The organism is Nitrospira sp., assembly GCA_037045225.1.
GTDB lineage: Bacteria > Nitrospirota > Nitrospiria > Nitrospirales > Nitrospiraceae > Nitrospira_A.
In genome coordinates this window covers 3036177-3054127 of the sequence record JBAOHZ010000009.1, presented here as the reverse complement: position 1 = coordinate 3054127, position 17951 = coordinate 3036177, and the positions used below count along the sequence as shown (strand labels likewise).

Sequence of the window (17951 nt, the reverse complement as noted above, 5' to 3'; positions counted from 1 at the left end):
TCCGATGCCACCTGTCCAAGCCATCATCGCCAAAGAACTGCGCTCATACTTCGTCTCTCCGATCGTGTACGTCGTTGGCGGAGTATTCCTGTTGACCTTCGGCTTCCTGGCCTACCTCTATATTGTGTTTACCGGCGCCCAAGCCATTCAGTTGATGCAGATGCAGGGTGGCACCGCACAAATCAACTTGAACGATCTGGTCTTCCGCAATCTCTTTGCCAGCATGCGGTTCGTGCTACTGTTGATCCTCCCCATTCTCACTATGCGCCTCCTGGCAGAGGAACGAAAACTACGGACCTTCGAGTTTTTAATGACCGCCCCGGTGCGGGTCGTCGAGATCATCGTCGGAAAATTTATCAGCGTGTACCTGGTGTTTATCGGGATGCTGCTCCTGACCACCTTGGTCCCGCTCACCCTGGCCCTCTTTAGCGATTTCGACTGGTATCCCGTGCTCACCGGATACCTCGGCATGACGCTCCTCGGAGGATTCTTCCTGGCCGTCGGGCTCTTCGCCTCCTCCATCACTGAGAATCAAATCGTGGCCGCGTTTACCAGCTTCGGCCTGCTCCTGATGTGTTGGTTACTAGCTGGCCTCGGCTCACTCCTTGGTGACACGCCAGCCGGGCATGTGGTCTCATACCTCTCTTTTATGGAACACTTCGATCATCTGGTCCGAGGATTGGTCGACACGAAAGATCTCGTGTATTACATCAGCGGCACGGTCTTCATGTTGTTCCTCGCCCACCGAGTAGTGGATTCGTCACGATGGAAATGACTCGGCGCCCCCTTCCCATCGGTGCGATCGGAACAGGCCTGGCCATTGCCGGAGTGATCGCCTATTCCCTGGTGCCCGACAAGCTGTGGCTCGTGACCCTCCTAGAAGGATTGGCCCTCGCCTCCTTGATTTGGGCCTTCGCCATTCACTTCGAGCGCCTCAAAAACTTTTCCTCCCAACGATCGACCCGCATGGGTGCCAACAGCGCGCTGATGGTCGCGCTCTTTGTGACCATTCTTGCGATCGTCAACTTTCTCGCTGCCCGACACTCGATCCGCTGGGACTTCTCAGAAAACCAGAACTATACGCTTGCGCCGGAAACGTATCGCGTCCTTCGCAACCTCACCAGGGATATCAGCATCACGGTGTTCACCAGGGAAAAGGATCCCGGGTACCAGGCCTACAAGGAACGCCTCGACAGTTATCGGCAAGCCAGTTCCAAGCTGACCGTCCAATTCATCGACCCCGAGCGCCAGCCGAAAGTTGCACAAAACTACGGCATCACTCGAACTGATATCGCCATCTTTGAAAGCGGCCCGCAATCCGTTCGGATTACGTCACCGGCTGAAGTGGAGATTACCGGGGCGCTCGTCCGCGTGTCCAAAGACACCAAGAAGCGGGTGGTGTTCCTGGAAGGGCACGGGGAGCGAAGTCTCGACGATACCGACCGCGGCGGGCTAGCCCTGACGAAAGAAGTGCTGCAGAAGCAAGGGTATGACATCGGCACCGTCACCTTGCTGCAGGAATCCGCAGTGCCTGACCACACCGACGTCCTGATCATTGCCGGCCCTCGTCGAGCGATCACCAAAGAAGAGAAGGAGCGCATCCAGGCCTACGTCGCCAAGGGGGGACACCTCCTGGTGATGGTCGATCCCGACACGCAATCCAACATGGACGACCTGTTGAAAGTCTGGGGACTGGAACTGGGAGCTGGGGTCCTCGTCGATCTACAAGACCGCCTGGCGCAAGGGGATCTGACGGCCCTCTTGGTCCGCACCTTTACCGATCACGAAATCACCCATGAGCTAACGGCTGCCGTATTGTTTCCCCTGGCACGCCATCTGACCTTCCAGGAGGAACAAGGCAAAGATTGGGAGTATGTTCCGCTCGCACGCACCTCGCCCCGCAGTTGGGCCGAAACCGACATGAAAGGGCGCGTCGTCAGCTACACCGAAAAGGAAGACGTACAAGGCCCTCTCGCGCTGGCTGCAGCCTTGACCCCCAAGCAGGCGCCCGAGGAAGGCAAACCGCGCCCCGCCGTCGTGGTCGTCGGAAACTCTGCGTTTGCCAGCAACGGATTTATCAATTTCGTGGGCAACAGCGATTTCTTTCAACGCACGGTGGGATGGCTCTCGGAAGAACGGGATCTCATTTCCCTCACCCCCAAAGACCCCGCCGTACGCCCCTTTACCCCTAACCCGCTCCAGGAACGCATTCTGCTTTATGTTCAGGTGATTCTGCTCCCAGCCATGACTGTGCTTTGCGGTCTGCTGGTCTGGCGGAAACGGCGTCGTTTGTAACACCATGGCGCGCTACTGGCCGACGCTCATACTCGCAGGCATCGTCGCAGGACTTGGACTGTACCTCTATCTGGTCGAACTCCCCGACCAACGCACCGAAGTCGCCACCGCAACCCAAGCCAAACAGATTCTGCCGTTCACAGAGGCACAGATTACGACCGTGACAGTTCGCGGCCAATCCGGCGAGGTCGTGTTGTCCCAAACACCAGGCCACCCCTGGACCATCACCGCACCCATTCAAGCCGACGCCGATCAGCGGCAAGTGCAGGCCTTGATCCGTGCGCTGGTCATGGGAACGGTCTCCCGCTTGGTCGAAACACATCCGGCCTCGTTGACGCCATTTGGCCTCGACCACCCGTCAACGATCGTCACCCTGGCCGCAGGCAACAAACAGGAAACGCTGTCGATCGGCGACGCTGGCCCCCTGTCCTCAACCCTCTATGTCCTAAGAACGTCCGACGAGGCCGTACTCCTGACGGATCTGGCGCCGAAAGACTTTCTGAACAGAACCCTGCTCTCCTTCCGCCGCAAGGAACTGTTGCAGTTTAATCAGCAAGAGACAGAGCAAGTGCGCCTGACCTACCCGTCGACAGAAATCGTGCTCCACGCCCTAGACGAAAAACCCAAAAAGAAATGGAAAATCCGCTATCCAATCGAAGCGGAGGGGGACCGCATCGAGGTCCAAGCCCTCCTCTTCCGCTTGGAAGATCTGAAGGCGTTGGCGATCGTCGATCAAGGGCCGGAGCGGGAGAGGCTCGCGCCCATGCTGACCAAACCTAAAGTGAAGGTCACCCTGAGTGCTGCCGGGGCAGACCACGTGGTTCGCCTTTTCCAACCCGATCCAACCAGCGGGGAAGCCTACGCCCAAACCACATCGGACGGCCCGATCTATAAAATCAGCCCCTCATCTATCAAAGATCTGACCAAGGATCTCTTTACGCTCCAGGACAAGCGACTGCTCGGAGTGGAGATCGGCGATATCGCCATGCTCTCGATCAAAACCCGTGAAGAGCAATATGTGCTCATCCACGAGCGCAACGAATGGGTGCTCGAAGATCAGCCGACAGAGAAGCTCCGCCAGGACGTTGCGGACCTGCTCGTCAGTCGCATCGTGAATCTGCCTGCGGAAGAACGTGTCCTGAAACAAGCCGGGCCGCTGGCCCCCTATGGCCTCGTGGCTCCGTCGGCTGAATTCGTGGCCACAGGGAAAGACGGTCGCGTCGCCGGCCGCCTCGCGATGGGCAATCAAGTCGGCGGACTCGTCTATGCCATCGGTCATCGAATTCCAGGGATATTCCAGGTGCGACCCGACTTACTCAAACAAATTCCCTCTCGACTCGCACTCCTCGGCCAGGCTCAGGGGTCACCCCCCTAAACGACCTGCCGGAGGTGTTTCAAGATAGAGAAGGTTTATGCTACTGTGCGCCCATCGCTCTTGATCAAGGAGGATCCTTCAATGACGTACTCGCGCCCTCACCGTGCCGTTATCTTGTCCTTATCTCTGTTGTTCCTCAGTGCCTGCGCCACAGAAGAAACCATGACCAGCGGCGGATCGACGCAGACTGCATCATCGAGCGCTGCCATGAAAGCCTCCTCGCAGGCGTATGACTCGTTGCAGTCCTGTCTGGCACGCATCCAATCGGGCGGCACGGCAGGCACGCGCCTGCTCGCGGAAGAAAGCTGTCAGAGGGATGAGGCGCTTCGCCAGTCCATCGCTGGGAATGCGACCGCCAAGAGCGGAAATCGGGTCGCGGCTGGAACTGCGGGTGATAGCCTTGAAGCTTGTATGGCACGCATTCCAAAAGACGGCTCCGTCGGGCAACGGATGTTGGCTGAAGAGAGCTGCAAGCGCGACCAAGCCAATCAACGCTAGCACCGCATCACTGCTTGAGATCGACTCACCTCCGAAGGCGGCAGCAGCCCCTTCGGAGGCGCGTCACGTGAGTAGACAATCCTTCCCGCTTTCAGTATCGTATCCTCACGCCCCCGTAGCTCAGTTGGATAGAGCAGCGGTTTCCTAAACCGCGGGTCGCACGTTCAATTCGTGTCGGGGGCACCAAATTCTCAACAAGTTCGCGACACCTGCTCTGGTCGAGCCCCCGTGGACTAACCCGCTAGACCGAGACAGCCAACAACAGCACACTAGTACTAAGAAGCTGTTAGTGGAATGTCACTTGCCCCACTCTTAAGGCTAGGCGTGTCGTACGTATTCCGTGAGGCGCAAACACGCCTTAAAACGCGAGGCCGCATCTGTGCGCAACGGTTTGGGGAAAGGAATACCGACAGATGCGAGTCTGGCCGTCAGACCGCCTGTAGGCGGCTCATTTAGGCCTGACCCGCGGGCGCGCGGCCGCCACCTCTGTGCGCATTGGATAGACCGACGCCGCAAAGCAGTGAGTGAACCAACGTCGTCGCGTGTACCGCAATCGGCTTGGGGGGTGTGGGCTGACAGAAACGCGTGGGAACGGAGCCTTCTGGCGCAATCACCCGTGAGGGAACCGTATCCGTCTAAGCTGAAGCCCTCGGCGGGCCTACCGTGATGATGTAGTCGACGAGTTCATCCATCGCAATGCAGGGCAGTTCACAGGACAGTCGATAGAACTCCTGGCCACGGTCGCCCGCCGTAAAATCAATGGAGACGCTCTTCCGTGTCTCGCCGTCGATAGTCGGCGACGTGATTTCGGTATTTTTTGCGGTCAACGTAAATTTATGCGCGTTTCGGTTCGTGTCCGCATAATCGAGAACAAGCCGAACGGGAGTGCCACGCGGAACGATCATTCGTCGATCCTGCATACCAATGCCGGAGACCTTCAGCCCCTCCGACGTCACTTTTATGGTCACAGTCAGCCGTTCAACGGCCTGCACGTGCAATGGCTCAGTGGCCGTCACCAAGAACATGGAGGTGAACAGCAGGCCGACAATTATGCGTATGCGCTGAATCATGGTCATAACACCTTGTGTTCCTTGTTGGTTCGATTAGCCAATAACGCGGCTCTGAGCGATCACCGGTTGTGTTTTGTTGAGGGAGGCTAGACACGTCTGTTTGCAGCCGTGCTTGAATTCCTGTCCATCGCAAGACTCGACTGCCAGACTGCGCTCGGCCCCATTCCACATCAAGGACACGTGTACTGGTTGGTCAGTTGTCGGGCAGTGAGTTGTTGCTGCGGTGGCGGGTGGCTTCTGCGATTGCATCCCAAATACGCTTACGGCCAACATGGCGAAAAACGTGCCGACGACTCCGATTCCTACAATATCCATGGAAAACCCCTCCTCATCTGCGCCCAGGTTACGATCGCAGCCTGTGCTCTTTGAATTTTTGCCGCGTGATTCTTAGGTCATGCAATGCAAATGCCAGAAGACGCATGAAGAGATTTCCAAGTAGAACACAGGTATATGCTGAGTTTTCGTAGGCTCCCTGGACAGGGACAACGCGAGGACGGACACAAAGTGGCGATAATCGTCAAAAATGTCAGTAGGCCGGTTTTGTGAGGCGCACTGGGAGGCTGATCCAGGGACAAGCGAAGGACACCTGGTATTCCGGATGTCGGCAGCCAATCCTGGCTACGGGACAGGTATTCTCGGTTCTTACTTCATCAATGATCTGGGAGCGGGAATGATCTTCAAATTGTTTCGTGCACCATTCGGACAGAAGAAGATGCCACGTTCCTCGGCGAATGCCACGATGTTGTCACCCGGCGTCAGCCGCTCCTCGGCCATCTGTCAGGGGAGCCGCGGAATTATTCCTACACACTGCTTCGCCATCTGCGCTCTCTCCTGGTGCCACGTGTGCACAGTCGTTGTGTCTCGATCTGGGGTCGGTCCACCCTATTCGGTCCACCCCATCTTGGTGCGCTAAATTTGCGCCAAATATTTTCGCAAGCCACCGATCCCCCTCAAATCTATCGAGTCCCTAGAAAGCACCCCAGCAATTGTGTCGACCATACCCGCGGGGAGCAGGTTCAATTCGTGTCGGGAGCACCATCCTCCCTCCATGTATTCACCCAGCACTCACGTGACGCGGACCGATGCTTTCGGTCGCGCCCCATGCCAGCTGGTGCGAGCAAAGGTTTTCTCGACTGGAGCCAATCGATCACCGGCGTCATTCAACACGATGGCACGACCAAGCTATCCCATCTGCGCGACTACCCTTAGGCCTTCCGGCTCAGCGCAAAACGTTGTCATTGCACAGTTCTCTACAGCAGTTCCGGACCTACGCCGAAGCACTTCCTTGGAAACTGGCCTCTAACGCGTGAACAATCAATGCGTTACAGAAATAGACCAAACCGGTACCGAGCTTGCAATGGGTACTTCCCATAACAAAGGAGTCCCCATCATGATTGAGTTCCCGTTACTGCTCATCGGTTATGCGCTTCTCCCCCTGATCGCCATCCAGGTGATGATCATGGCTGACCGACCCAAAAGGACAGGCGAACAAAACGCCTTTCCACAGGTCGAGATCCTGTGAGACTGCGGCGGCTCTGTTAGCCATGGACAGAGCCGCCGCCTTTCCATCTCAAGACGTTCATTCTCCTCTGGATCACCTCATCGTTACGTACACGTTGCGAACTCAACGCACGCGCTAATGTCTGCGTCAAACCTTCGAGGCGAGGCACCTACGTAGGGGCAATGTGCCCGACTGACCGTGACGCCAGCCCTGCGCCCTCGACGATTAGAGCAGACGTAGGTAGAATTGGTCATGTATAATACGGGCAATTAATGATCCTACTGTGAGACGCGCCGTCCCGATGGTTTTTGAGGAAAACATCCTGCACTCTTCCGATACGCGGCCGATTCTCCTCTGACGAGCTCCATGAAACCGACACTCCTGTTCATAGGCCTGTCCCTATTCTTCCTGGCAACAACCGGTTGTCGTGGGTACACATTCCTCGAAACACCCACAACCGATGGATTCCACTCCAAACTCCCCTCTCCCTACACCCGCGCGGTCGTCTGGGGTGGTCGTCCTGACACGGTCCAAAGCGCAAGCACCTGGCTGCTAAAAAAGGGTATTCTGGTGGTGGACCAGACCAAGGTCCTGCAGGCGGCCGCGGATCAAAAGGTCAGCCTCACAGGATTTCAATATCTCGAAACGGATGTGCTCCGAATGGCCAAACTCGTCGGCGCACGCCTCGTGGTCTTTAGCAATGCCGAGGTCGGATCCTGGGATGCCTTGAGTTGGAGCAGCGGATTTCCGCACAGCCAACGGGTCTACTCCGCCACCGTTGCCCTACGGGCCGTCGATGTCAACACCGGAGAAATCGAATGGAGCGGGAAGGCTCAGTCCACTGAACGGTTCAGCAATATCGAAGACGGTGTGAGCCTACTGACCTGCCATGCCCTCGCAACTGCCTGGGGCATGCGCAATCCGGGTGCCACTGCACCGGAAAACATTTGCCCTCCAGGGTCTGGCCTCATGACGAGCGAAGTACCCTCGCAGAAGCCCCACACGCCCCCTGCCACATCCAGTAAAGACAGTTCCACCAGTTCCACGAATTATTAACCATCTCCAAGCCGTTTCCATTTTCAGGATCGATCGCGAAGGCTGTGCCCGTACTTCCCCGGCATGGCCTGGGACGTCTCTCTCCAACTCGTCTCAGCGCAAAAGCGCTCTTTTGTCGTTTTTTTTGACCCGAGAGCTATACTGCAAGTAGGCCGTTCCCTGGTGGTCCGTTGTCCGATGCACCTATGGTCCACTACCTTGTCATCACCACCCTCAGCCTTCTCTTAGCCTCCACGGTGTGGGCGGTGGAGAATCGCCCATTTTGGACCGAACAAGCGCTCTTCCATTTCGGCGACGATGTGTTTTTTACAGGACGCGCGTCCTGCGCCCCCAACGCGGAAGAGGGGCGGCAACGGGCCTACGTCGCCGCAATCCAGGAGATCAAGAATTTCTCCCGCACCCAGGAAGTCGGAGGATTTCCCATCGAGACACAAATGATTTTCGAGGACCAGCATCCTGGAGACTGCGCACAAGGACTTGTCACCGTGTGGCGATTATTGCGTGTGTCTCGTAGTGAACTGGAGTCCCTGGCGAAACACCGTCGTCCCGGCACGCAGAAAGACATTTCTCCGATCCAAGCGCAGATCACGGCCGTCCGAAACCTGACACCACGCGTCGGCATGTTACGCGATGAGATTTGGAATCGATACGGCCTGCCCCGCTCGATCTGGGCGCGCCCGGATCAGGGGGAGCTGGTCTGGGAGTACACACAGTTTGGCTTGACCATTGTGTTCAATCAGGACGATGTGTTGACACGCTGGCAACTACACGGCCCTCACCCACGCTCAAGCGACGATCAACCGACGCCCACGCGACAGGACACTCCCGCAGGCAACGAGCTTCCGGCGATTGATCTCACTGCCCGTCTTCAGCAACTCGAAGAGCAACAAGACCTCGATCGACGACGCCAAGCCCAGAGCTATTGCACGGTTCGCTTCGCGGAAGTCCCTGAATCCTTACGCGCGAAACAAAGCAGTTGTGAGCAGCGGGAATACGAACGCTTGAAGCAACAACGCCCTCCCTTCTAGCGCCGCGGCGTGCAGGCACTGCGGCTAGAGGAGTCCAACATGGCCACTGACAGAGCATCCCTCCCCACAATCATGATCATAGACGACGATCCCACAACCCTGCTCCTGAGTACGAAGCCCTTGCGGGATGCCGGCTACACGGTCCTCCAGGCAACGGGCAGCGCTGAGGGGCTCAAACTGTATGCAGAACACCCCTCCCCGATCCATCTCGTGATCGCCGACGTTTTTCTCCCTCCTCCCGGTTTCCAACTTTCCGTCGACAAGAACCCCTATCCCCGCGTGAACGGCCTGGACATGGTTGAACGGCTCATCCAGGGAAAACGAGAAATCCGCGCAATACTCATGTCCAGCAACCCGGCTTCTGAGTTGCAGAATCGCGGCCTCGTACGGGACGGGCTGGTCTTTCTCAAGAAACCCTTTACGAGTGCCGCGCTGTTGTCACTCGTGCAGCAGGTGCTGGCAGGCCCTCCTGCCACTCCAGACCCGAAACACGCGGCTCGATCCGGGAACGGCGATGTCGAGTGGGTGGGGTAACGCTCCTGCGCCGCCCCCCCCTGCCTGGCATCTCATCAGAGATAAGGCAGGGATTTCTTGTCAGACCAGCGCCGCTCGGATAGACTTTTCTCACGAGAGGGACCATAGGCATGGCACGAGCGAAAGCAAGCGAGCCGCAGCGCAGCCGATCGAAACCGAACGCCGTCGAAGAACTCACTCGCGGCATCACCACATTGCGCGAACTCAACACTCAGATCGACGATCTGGGTCGCGATGGATTTCCGTACCGCGAAGCGGTTCGCGCCCGAACCGAACTCTCCTTTCGGGAAACGATTCGGCGGCTGTTCGGGGAAAAGTCGCCGGAGTATCAGGCACACAAGAATCACAAACTCCGAATCGGTACCCGCGCCGAGTCCGCACAGAGCACCACGCTGCTCAAAGAATTGATCGTCGCTTTGGAGCAGCAAAAAGCCGAACTCCTCGGCCTTGCACCCGCTACACCCACGACACCTTCACCAGCGGCACCCGAACGCCCGCCACTGACGGCGGTTCCTCCCAGTCGACCTGCCGAGCCACTCACAACACAGCACGCTCACAGCCCCGCGCCCCTTGCCGCTGTCACCATGTCCGGAACCCCGGCCACCGTCGCAGTGACCAAGACGACGAATCTCAGTCCTCCCACGCAGACTCCGGCTCCACTCGTGATGACGACACCGGTGGCGATGACAACCACGCCCACTCCAACCACCTCAGCCGCTGCCCCCCAACCGATTCGGGACTCGTCGATACAGCGAGGAGCGCCATCACCGCCGCTCCCTTCAATCGCGCCTGGAGCCGCCGTGGTTCCTGCCGTACCCCCTACGGCAGCACCCGCGAGCCCATCACCATCGAGACCGACAGAATCTACGGCCCCTTCTCCGGTACCAAAAACTACCGCCCCGTTGGAACAGACCGCGCGCCGAGTAGAACCTCCGGTATCAGCAGCACCCCTGACACCGGTCCAATCACCCGTTCCATCGGGAACCATCCCCCCGATTCCGCGAGTGAGCCTAGACTCCGTAAGTATGCCGACGAATCCGATCCCACCACCCCTGCCACTGGAGCAATGGTTCAAGCCTACAGACAGCCTGGCCGCCAAACCGGCTCCGGTCACGTGCACGCCGTCGACACCGTCCCCATCTCTTACGGAGGTTGCTCCGGCAAAAAATCCGGGCGACATGGTACCCATCACTCCAGATATTTCCTCCCGCCCGGCTCTCATCGACACACCGTCCACGGCGACGTCTACCCCCATGGCCAAACCGGAAGGAGCCGTCGCGGCGGCCACTCAATCACCCGCGTCACCACCGTTACTAGTCGCCCCTCTTCAGGCGTCGACAGACGACCACCGTTCAGCAACAGCCACGCTCGACACGCTCCGCAGAATGTGCGCACGCTTTCACCTGGTGGCTCGACAACTCCGCCTGCGAAAGGAATATCGACCGACGCTGGAAATCACGGATGAGTACGACCTCCAGGACCTGTTCTACGCCCTACTCCGTTTACAGTTCGACGAGGTCGGCACAGAAGAGTGGGCCCCGGCCTACACCAACGGCGAACGTCGGACCAGCTATCTGCTCGACTGGGACCAGACGGTGGTCGTCGTCAAACAAACCCGCTCAGGGTTGACGACTCGAGACATCGCGGAACAAATTGCCGCTGACAAAGCGCACTTTTCCTCACGCCCGAACGGAACCAGCTTGGTATGTTTTATTTACGATCCGGATGGACGCGTGGGGAACCCTCGCGGGTTGGAAGCCGACCTCTCGACCGTCAGCGACACGTACAAGGTGGAAGTCATCGTGGCACCCAAGTAACGCAGTGCGCGCCAGCCGCCCTGCCCGAACCAAGCGCGTTCTGTTGACTTCATCCAAAGTAATCCGCTAGGTTTCGATTCGTGTTCCGGCGTGACCGACGCCTCACACCACCTTACGGGAGATCCCCCGCATGTCTGACCGAGCGTACGTGTTGATCAATGTGCATCCCGGCCAAACGACTGATGTCGTGAAAGCCCTCGGAGACATTAAAGAAATCAAACAAATTGACCCCTGCTGGGGAAAGCCCGACATCTTCACCATCGTCGAAATTCCGCATCAAGATGCCTTGACCCAACTCGTGCTCGCAAGAATTCACGCGATACCCGGTGTTGATCAGACCGATACGCACATGGTCTATCGCCTTCAGGAAGACAAGCCCAAATGAGCACGCGCGCCCTGGGCATCGTGGCATGGGTGTTCGTCCTAGCCGTCTCCGGATGCGCGGGGGGGCCGCCCGTTCCCGAGCCCGACGTCGTGGAGGTGACACTGCCTGTTCCCGCCGAGCGCGTGAAAACGGCCCTCTCCGATATCCTCACCCAAGAGGGCTATACCGTCGATCTGGATGACGACGGCAACGTGACGACCGGGGCGCGGAAGGAAATTCGAAGTCCTTGGAACGGACTCCTGCGTTGGCGTTTCGGCGTGGGCAAAAGCCGGGTGGAAGCGCGAGTGGTTTCACAAGACGAGACCACCACACGACTCCGGCTCCAAGTGTTTCATCGCGGGAAAGATGGGATCTTCGATTCGTGGGAGGATGCAGAGACGCCGCTGCCGGAAAGTGCGGCGAACGAAATACGACGGCTGAAGAACGCGCTTCGATTATTGTAACGCTACGCTACTTGTCCTCCGCCTCCTCGCCGAAATCCAATCCAAACCGCTCCGCCATCCGGTACAAGGTCCGCCGATCGATCCCCAGGATCTTCGCTGCTTTCACCTTATTCCCCCTCGTTTCTTTGAGCACCCGCGCCAGATGCCGCTTCTCAACCTCATCCAAGGTCAACAGCGCGTCCGGATCCCCCTCAACCTGCCCCTTGAGGACCTCGCTTGAATCCGGCTCATCCCTAATCGATTCCGGCAGATCTTCAGGCAGCAGCAGCGGGCCATGGCTTAGAGACACGGCCCGTTCCACGGCATTTTCCAATTCACGCACATTTCCCGGCCAGTGATATCCCTTCAGCATCGCCATCGTTTCGGGCAGAAATCCCCTCACATGCGACGATTGTTTCGCGTATTTTTGAAGAAAGTGATGCGCGAGCATCGTAATGTCCTCGCGTCGCTCAGCGAGAGACGGCAGAGCGATCCGCACCACATTGAGACGATAGTACAAGTCATCGCGAAACTTGCCTTCCTTGACGAGCGTGGCCAGATCGCGATTGGTCGCAGCAATGATGCGTACATCGACCTTCACCGACGCCGTGCTGCCGACCCGCCGCACCTCCTGCTCCTGCATGACCCGCAGCAGCTTCACCTGCAAGGCCTGGCCGAGATCGCCGATCTCATCGAGAAACAACGTACCGCCATTGGCGGCCTCAAACAATCCGGCCTTCGCGCCGACCGCTCCCGTAAACGCCCCTTTCTCATAACCGAACATCTCCGATTCGAGCAGATGGTCAGGGAGCGCGCCGCAGTTCACGGGAATGAACGGCTTCTCGCGACGCGGACTGTTCAAATGCACCGCCCGCGCAATCAGTTCCTTTCCCGTTCCGCTCTCCCCTTCGATCAACACGGTGCTCCGCCCCTCCGACACCCGCGCCACCAATTTATAGACCTCCAGCATGGCCGGACTGCTGCCGACCAACTGCGACCAGGGCTCGCGCACGCGCGCATCCTCACGAAAGCGGGCATTCTCTCGTACGAGGCGACAATGCTCCAGGCTACGTTGGACCACCAGGCGGATGTCTTCTCTCTTAAACGGCTTGGCCAAGTAATCGTAGGCGCCCTGTTTAATCGCTTCGATCGCGCCCTCCAACGAACCGAACGCGGTCAACAACACGACCGAGGTCTCCGGGCTGAATTTCTTAAACTCCTTCAAAACGAGAAACCCGTCACCTTGCACCATGCGAATATCGGTCAACACCACATCAGCCCGGGATTGCTTCCCGCGCTCCACGGCAGCCTGGCCGCTGGAAAAGGCCTCGACCTCATACCCCTCCTGCACCAGCGCTTCCGCCAACAACGTTCGCGCCGCCTCATCATCATCCACCACAAATAATTTCGCCTGACCCATGCAGTTCCTTCCGCTATGCGGCAGCCGAATCCGACGGCAAACCAGGCAACACGACCGTGACAGTCGTGCCGGTCCCAACTTCACTCGCCAGCGTCAAACTCCCACCATGAGCCGACACAGCCTCGTGGCTCAGAAATAACCCCAGTCCCGTCCCCTTTCCCACCGCCTTCGTCGTAAAGAAGGGTTGGAACACTCGATCTACATCCTCCTGCGGCATCCCACATCCTGAATCGCTCACCACCAGCATAGCCACCGTCCTGAGGTCGGACCGACCGGTGCAGGTTGCGCGGTCTCGCTCATCCGCGGAGGCCTGTCGGAGGCTCACCGTCACCGTCACCCGCCCGCCCGCTCCAGTAGCGGCCAGGGAGTTGGTCAGAAGATTCACTAACACCTGGTGAATCTTTTCTGCATCGGCCCACACCAGCAGAGCCGGCGCCACCGCTGCCTGCAGTACCACATCTTTGGCGTGGTATCCCGGTTCCATTAACGCGACGACCGGCTCGATCAGGCGTTCGGCGGGATACCAGGTCGGTTCAGGTTTCCGTTGCCTCGTCGACGATAAGAGATCTTGAATGATCCGCACCACACGATTCAACTGTTCATCGACGATTGCGATGCGTTTCTGCATCGCCGGGGTCACACCAGGCTCCTCAGCCAAGGCTTCCACATGCCAGGCAATCGAATGTAACGGAGTCCCGACCTCGTGCGCCACCGACGCCACCAATTGCCCCACAGCCGCTAATCGCTCCGATCGCGCCAGCTTGTCTTTGATCTCGACCAGCTGAGTATTCGCCCGCAACAGATGCTCGGTTTGTGTGGCTAAGGCGGCTCTGGCGGCTTCTTCGCGAGCCTTGCGCTCCTCCCAGGTCACCCCGATCGAGGCCACTCCGGCCAGGACACAGACCACCATGACGCGATTAAACACGACGGCCGTGAATCGGTCCTTTTTCTTGCCCGGCTGGAAGAGACCGACAACCGTGACCAGGACACACAAGGCGAGCGTCAAGACCATGAGCCATCGGTTCCGGAGCGTCGCCACCAACAAAATCGGCAACACAAACCCGAATGCACCCACTACATTCAGTGGGAACATCCATTCCATCACCGTGATGATGAGGAACAACAGTGCGGCGATGGCAAGGACCACCGAATTCCGACTCTTCATGGCAATGTCGTGCCGCGCAGGAAAGACCGTTCAGAAGGTTGCGGCCGAGGGGCGAAGAGGACGCACGGCAGCGGCGAGTGAGTGTACGCGTTCATCCCGTTGGAGTTCCTCCAGAGACAACGACAGTTTACGCGACCAGTTCGGATAGGCATCCACGGTTCCCGGCAGGTTCATTTGGGTGACTTCGCCGATAACATCGTCAAGATTGGCCATGACGACCCAGGCCGGCGATGAGGCTAGATAAACATGAATCGCTCGACACAGGGCGGGCGTCATCGTCGAAACCGCGCCGGGTTGATCACTCACGCCAGCGGGCAACAATCCAGCCCCGCCCAGGGCACGAAGAATCTGGCCCTTGTCGCGCGTTCGCTCGTGCAACGCCTGCTGCACGGCCTGTTCGTTCGCATACATCCCCAACCTCGCCCGCAATCGAATGTCTTCCCCCACCCAATAACCGCTCAGGGTAGGGAGGTCATGGGTGGTGACGACCGCGAGGGATTGGTCGGGATAGGCTGATGGAGACTTACACGCCCCATCCCACTCGCGCTCGAAATAAAACACCCGATAGGAGAGGACCTTGTACCGCGCCAGCTGCTCCCGCACATAGTCTGGCACCGTCCCCAAGTCTTCTCCGATCACCAAGGTCTGGGCGCGCAGACTTTCCAGCGCGAGAATCCGCAGCAGGTCCTCCGCCGGATACTGCACATAGGCCCCAGCGGCTGCGCTCATCCCGCGGGGAACCCAGAACAGACGGAACAGCGCCATGACATGGTCGATACGGATCGCACCACCCTGCTGGAGTGTTTTCCGAAGCAGCTCAATAAACGCGCGATACCCCGTAGACTTCAGACGCAGCGGATGAAACGGAGCGAACCCCCAATTCTGTCCTTGCGGAGCGAATGCGTCCGGTGGAGCGCCGCAGTCCGCACCGAGCGCGAGCACATCCTGCAGCATCCACGCCTCCGCCCCATTGCGATCGCTCCCCAATGCCAGGTCGGGGTACAACCCGACCGTCATCTGCACTTGAGACGCGCGGGTCTTGGCCGCTCGCAACTGATCCGCCGCCACCCACTGCACATACTGGAAAAACCGGACCCGCTTACGGTGCCCCCTCGCAAACTCGCGCAAGCCCGGTGCGTCGGGACTCCGATACTGCGGCGGCCACTCAGGCCAAAGCGTGGGCGACAGTTCGATCACGCGCCGCTCCTCTTCCAGCACCTGGAACAACGCAAACCACTCCAACGAGTCCCCCTCGTCACGAATAAATCGTTGCAGTAACCCTCCACGAGGGGTAGTCGGTTCCAGCGACGGTTCAGTCCCCGAATAGTTATCCGTCAAGAACTGCCGATACGCCAGATCCAACATCGTACGCTTCGCCTTGACCACGGATTCGGAATCCACCAAGTCGGCGGTGCGAGCCTGCTCCAATCCCTTCTGAAATTCCGCGCTGTTCCGCAGCTGTTGCGCATCAGCCGAGGCGTGATACTCAGGCAATTGATCAAGGTCGATATACAGCTCGTTCAAAAAGAGCCGGCTGGTCGGGGAATAGGGACTGAGGTGATACGGACGCGAATTCTTCAGCGCATGCAGCGGATTCAATCCGATGATGCCGGCACCTAACTCCTTGCCCGCCCATTCAACCAGCCGAGACAAATCCGTAAAGTCACCCACACCCCAATTGGTTTCAGAGCGAAGTGAATAGAGCTGCACCGCCAAGCCCCACATACGACCACCCCGGGCCATCTCCTCCGGCACAAAACAGTGCGGCGGGGCCACGACGACGCGGAGCGCCCCCTTGGTCATCACCTTGCTGCCGGTAGTGGCGACGGCCACGTCGTAGTAGCCGAGTGGCAGGTCTGAAACTAACGGCAACTCAAAGCGCACGATGCGCCGCCCGGCCGACGACCGGATCTCCTGTGGAGCGAGGCCCGGGCCGGAAGCCTCGCGATGCACGTTCACACCGCTCTCATCGGTGATCGTCCAGGCCACGGAGACATCCTGCTCCTCCCCCTCCTCCAGCATAGGACGAAACGCCCACTGCGTAGGGCCATATCCTTGTTGAAGAATGAGTATCGGGTCACAGGCCTGTTGCCACGGCAATTCGTCCCAGGCCAGCAGTTCGGTCGTGAGCAACTCGCGCGACGCAACCTGAAAGCCCATGGCGGACAGGATGGCGCGACGCGTGTCGTCGCTGGTGACATGCAGCGTGCCGGCAATGTCGTGATATTCGGGTAAAATACCGGCCCGTGAGGCGAGAAGGCGCAGGAGATCTTGCTCAGTACTGTCGTACATAGTGTCGTGCCAGAGTGTGAGTGAAGACCTGCATCAAGTCAAGGCATCCAATGTTTTTCCTCACGGTTGCGCCGCGACATCCTTCGCACGACCACGGGCCTACGCATCGCACCGACACAAACCCGTTCATAGGCGGCTGCCCGGGGCGCGCAGCGATGTTGGTTGAGGCACCATGTCCTCCCCTCAACCACATTGCTGCCACGTCAGAGGCGTGGTAGCATAATCTAGCGCTGAGACTCGCATCGTGCGTACATGCACTCTGTGGAACCAGCCACAAAAAGGGAGGTGGCTTGTATGACCCCGCAGCGATCACTTTCAGGAAGCGGCGCCTTGCTGGCGCTCGTCCTCCCCTGTGTCGTACTTGGCGCCTCGGCCCAGGCTGCGTCTGAGCAAGCACGGGTAGATGTCAGCGGGGACTATCGGTATGCCTACCACGAGCCGGAAACCGTGGAGGAAGCGAAGCAGCATGCCTGTACCGAAGCGCTGTATCAGGCCGTCAGTAACGCAGCCGCGGTGCGAGAGCAGACAGGTTCAATCGTAGACTCAAAGCTCTTCCGCAATCTGGTCCACACGCTCGCCTCGCAACATGTCTCCGATCACCACATCGTGCACCAAAGCGCAAAGGGGCACACCGTTTACTGCAAAATAAAGGCCGTCTTCCACGCCGATGAGGTGAAGCAAGTCTTGATCGCCCAGACGACGGGGGGACCAGAGCCCGGCCTGGATCAGAATCGTGCGCTGAAGATTGTCAGCGCGCGCGAAGATGCCGACGGCGCGCTCGTCATCGTGTACCAAGCACTCAAGCGTCTCGATTGGCTCGGGACCGCCTACCAGGGTGGCCTTCGCGAATCAGCCGATGTGATGGTGGACTTCTACGACGACCAAGGCCTGCTGGTTCGGAGCAGCCGCCACCCGGCAAGAAAAACCGTAGCGGGCGACGATGTGATGAATCCCGGTGAGGTGGGCACACTCAGGATCGCCAAGCCGCTCAATGCAAAAACTTACCGTGTCTGGGTGGTAAAGTAGTCCGCCACGTGGCCGGAGCCAGCGCCGGACAGTCTCCGCCGCTGGCTCCTTCTCGTCACACGTCAAG

General features: G+C 58.7%; 16 protein-coding genes and 1 tRNA gene. 13 read left to right on the top strand and 4 right to left on the bottom strand.

Annotation, left to right across the window (positions count from 1 at the left end; genetic code table 11):
- Nucleotides 1-4 precede the first annotated feature (4 nt).
- From V9G17_15180 to V9G17_15160, 5 genes are all read left to right on the top strand, one after another.
- Complete coding sequence (locus tag V9G17_15180) at nt 5-775, top strand: ABC transporter permease subunit (GenBank protein ID MEI2753942.1); 771 nt, start codon at nt 5-7, stop codon at nt 773-775.
- Nucleotides 766-2295 carry a DUF4350 domain-containing protein gene (locus tag V9G17_15175; protein ID MEI2753941.1) on the top strand — a complete coding sequence of 510 codons (1530 nt, stop codon included), beginning with the start codon at nt 766-768 and terminating at the stop codon, nt 2293-2295. Before V9G17_15180 ends, V9G17_15175 begins: the two co-directional genes overlap by 10 nt.
- 4 nt (nt 2296-2299) lie before the next feature.
- On the top strand, nt 2300-3670 hold the full coding sequence (locus V9G17_15170; GenBank protein MEI2753940.1) for a DUF4340 domain-containing protein: 1371 nt from the start codon (nt 2300-2302) through the stop codon (nt 3668-3670).
- 207 nt (nt 3671-3877) lie between these two features.
- On the top strand, nt 3878-4168 hold the full coding sequence (locus tag V9G17_15165) for a hypothetical protein (protein MEI2753939.1): 291 nt from the start codon (nt 3878-3880) through the stop codon (nt 4166-4168).
- A 109-nt stretch (nt 4169-4277) separates the two neighbouring features.
- A tRNA-Arg gene (locus tag V9G17_15160) sits at nt 4278-4354 on the top strand.
- 449 nt (nt 4355-4803) lie between these two features.
- Here the strand turns inward: V9G17_15160 and V9G17_15155 are convergent.
- Nucleotides 4804-5238 carry a hypothetical protein gene (locus V9G17_15155; GenBank protein ID MEI2753938.1) on the bottom strand — a complete coding sequence of 145 codons (435 nt, stop codon included), beginning with the start codon at nt 5236-5238 and terminating at the stop codon, nt 4804-4806.
- A gap of 1390 nt (nt 5239-6628) precedes the next feature.
- Here V9G17_15155 and V9G17_15150 point away from each other — a divergent pair.
- From V9G17_15150 to V9G17_15120, 7 genes are all read left to right on the top strand, one after another.
- Nucleotides 6629-6760 (top strand): hypothetical protein, encoded by a 132-nt coding sequence (locus V9G17_15150; protein ID MEI2753937.1) that lies wholly within the window; start codon nt 6629-6631, stop codon nt 6758-6760.
- A 345-nt stretch (nt 6761-7105) separates the two neighbouring features.
- On the top strand, nt 7106-7795 hold the full coding sequence (locus V9G17_15145) for a hypothetical protein (protein MEI2753936.1): 690 nt from the start codon (nt 7106-7108) through the stop codon (nt 7793-7795).
- Nucleotides 7796-7980: 185 nt separating this feature from the next.
- The gene (locus V9G17_15140) at nt 7981-8823 is read left to right on the top strand and encodes a hypothetical protein (GenBank protein ID MEI2753935.1); all 843 of its coding nucleotides are present in this window, start codon (nt 7981-7983) and stop codon (nt 8821-8823) included.
- A 39-nt stretch (nt 8824-8862) separates the two neighbouring features.
- Nucleotides 8863-9357, top strand: a complete 495-nt coding sequence (locus tag V9G17_15135) for a response regulator (protein MEI2753934.1) — start codon at nt 8863-8865, stop codon at nt 9355-9357.
- A gap of 110 nt (nt 9358-9467) precedes the next feature.
- Nucleotides 9468-11174, top strand: a complete 1707-nt coding sequence (locus V9G17_15130; protein ID MEI2753933.1) for a hypothetical protein — start codon at nt 9468-9470, stop codon at nt 11172-11174.
- Nucleotides 11175-11304: 130 nt separating this feature from the next.
- Entirely contained in the window at nt 11305-11559 is a 255-nt protein-coding gene (locus tag V9G17_15125) for an Lrp/AsnC ligand binding domain-containing protein (protein MEI2753932.1), read from the top strand.
- Complete coding sequence (locus tag V9G17_15120; GenBank protein MEI2753931.1) at nt 11556-12002, top strand: hypothetical protein; 447 nt, start codon at nt 11556-11558, stop codon at nt 12000-12002. Before V9G17_15125 ends, V9G17_15120 begins: the two co-directional genes overlap by 4 nt.
- A gap of 7 nt (nt 12003-12009) precedes the next feature.
- Here the strand turns inward: V9G17_15120 and V9G17_15115 are convergent, their stop codons facing one another.
- Genes V9G17_15115 through malQ form a run of 3 tightly spaced genes read right to left on the bottom strand, consistent with a single transcriptional unit; the run spans nt 12010 to nt 16858 of the window.
- A complete protein-coding gene (locus V9G17_15115; GenBank protein ID MEI2753930.1) occupies nt 12010-13401 on the bottom strand; it encodes a sigma-54 dependent transcriptional regulator in 1392 nt (463 codons plus the stop codon).
- 13 nt (nt 13402-13414) lie between these two features.
- Nucleotides 13415-14566 carry an ATP-binding protein gene (locus V9G17_15110; protein MEI2753929.1) on the bottom strand — a complete coding sequence of 384 codons (1152 nt, stop codon included), beginning with the start codon at nt 14564-14566 and terminating at the stop codon, nt 13415-13417.
- Nucleotides 14567-14596: 30 nt separating this feature from the next.
- Complete coding sequence (malQ, locus tag V9G17_15105) at nt 14597-16858, bottom strand: 4-alpha-glucanotransferase (GenBank protein MEI2753928.1); 2262 nt, start codon at nt 16856-16858, stop codon at nt 14597-14599.
- Between the two features lie 294 nt (nt 16859-17152).
- Here malQ and V9G17_15100 point away from each other — a divergent pair, with 294 nt between their 5' ends.
- Entirely contained in the window at nt 17153-17884 is a 732-nt protein-coding gene (locus tag V9G17_15100) for a hypothetical protein (protein MEI2753927.1), read from the top strand.
- Nucleotides 17885-17951: the final 67 nt, after the last annotated feature.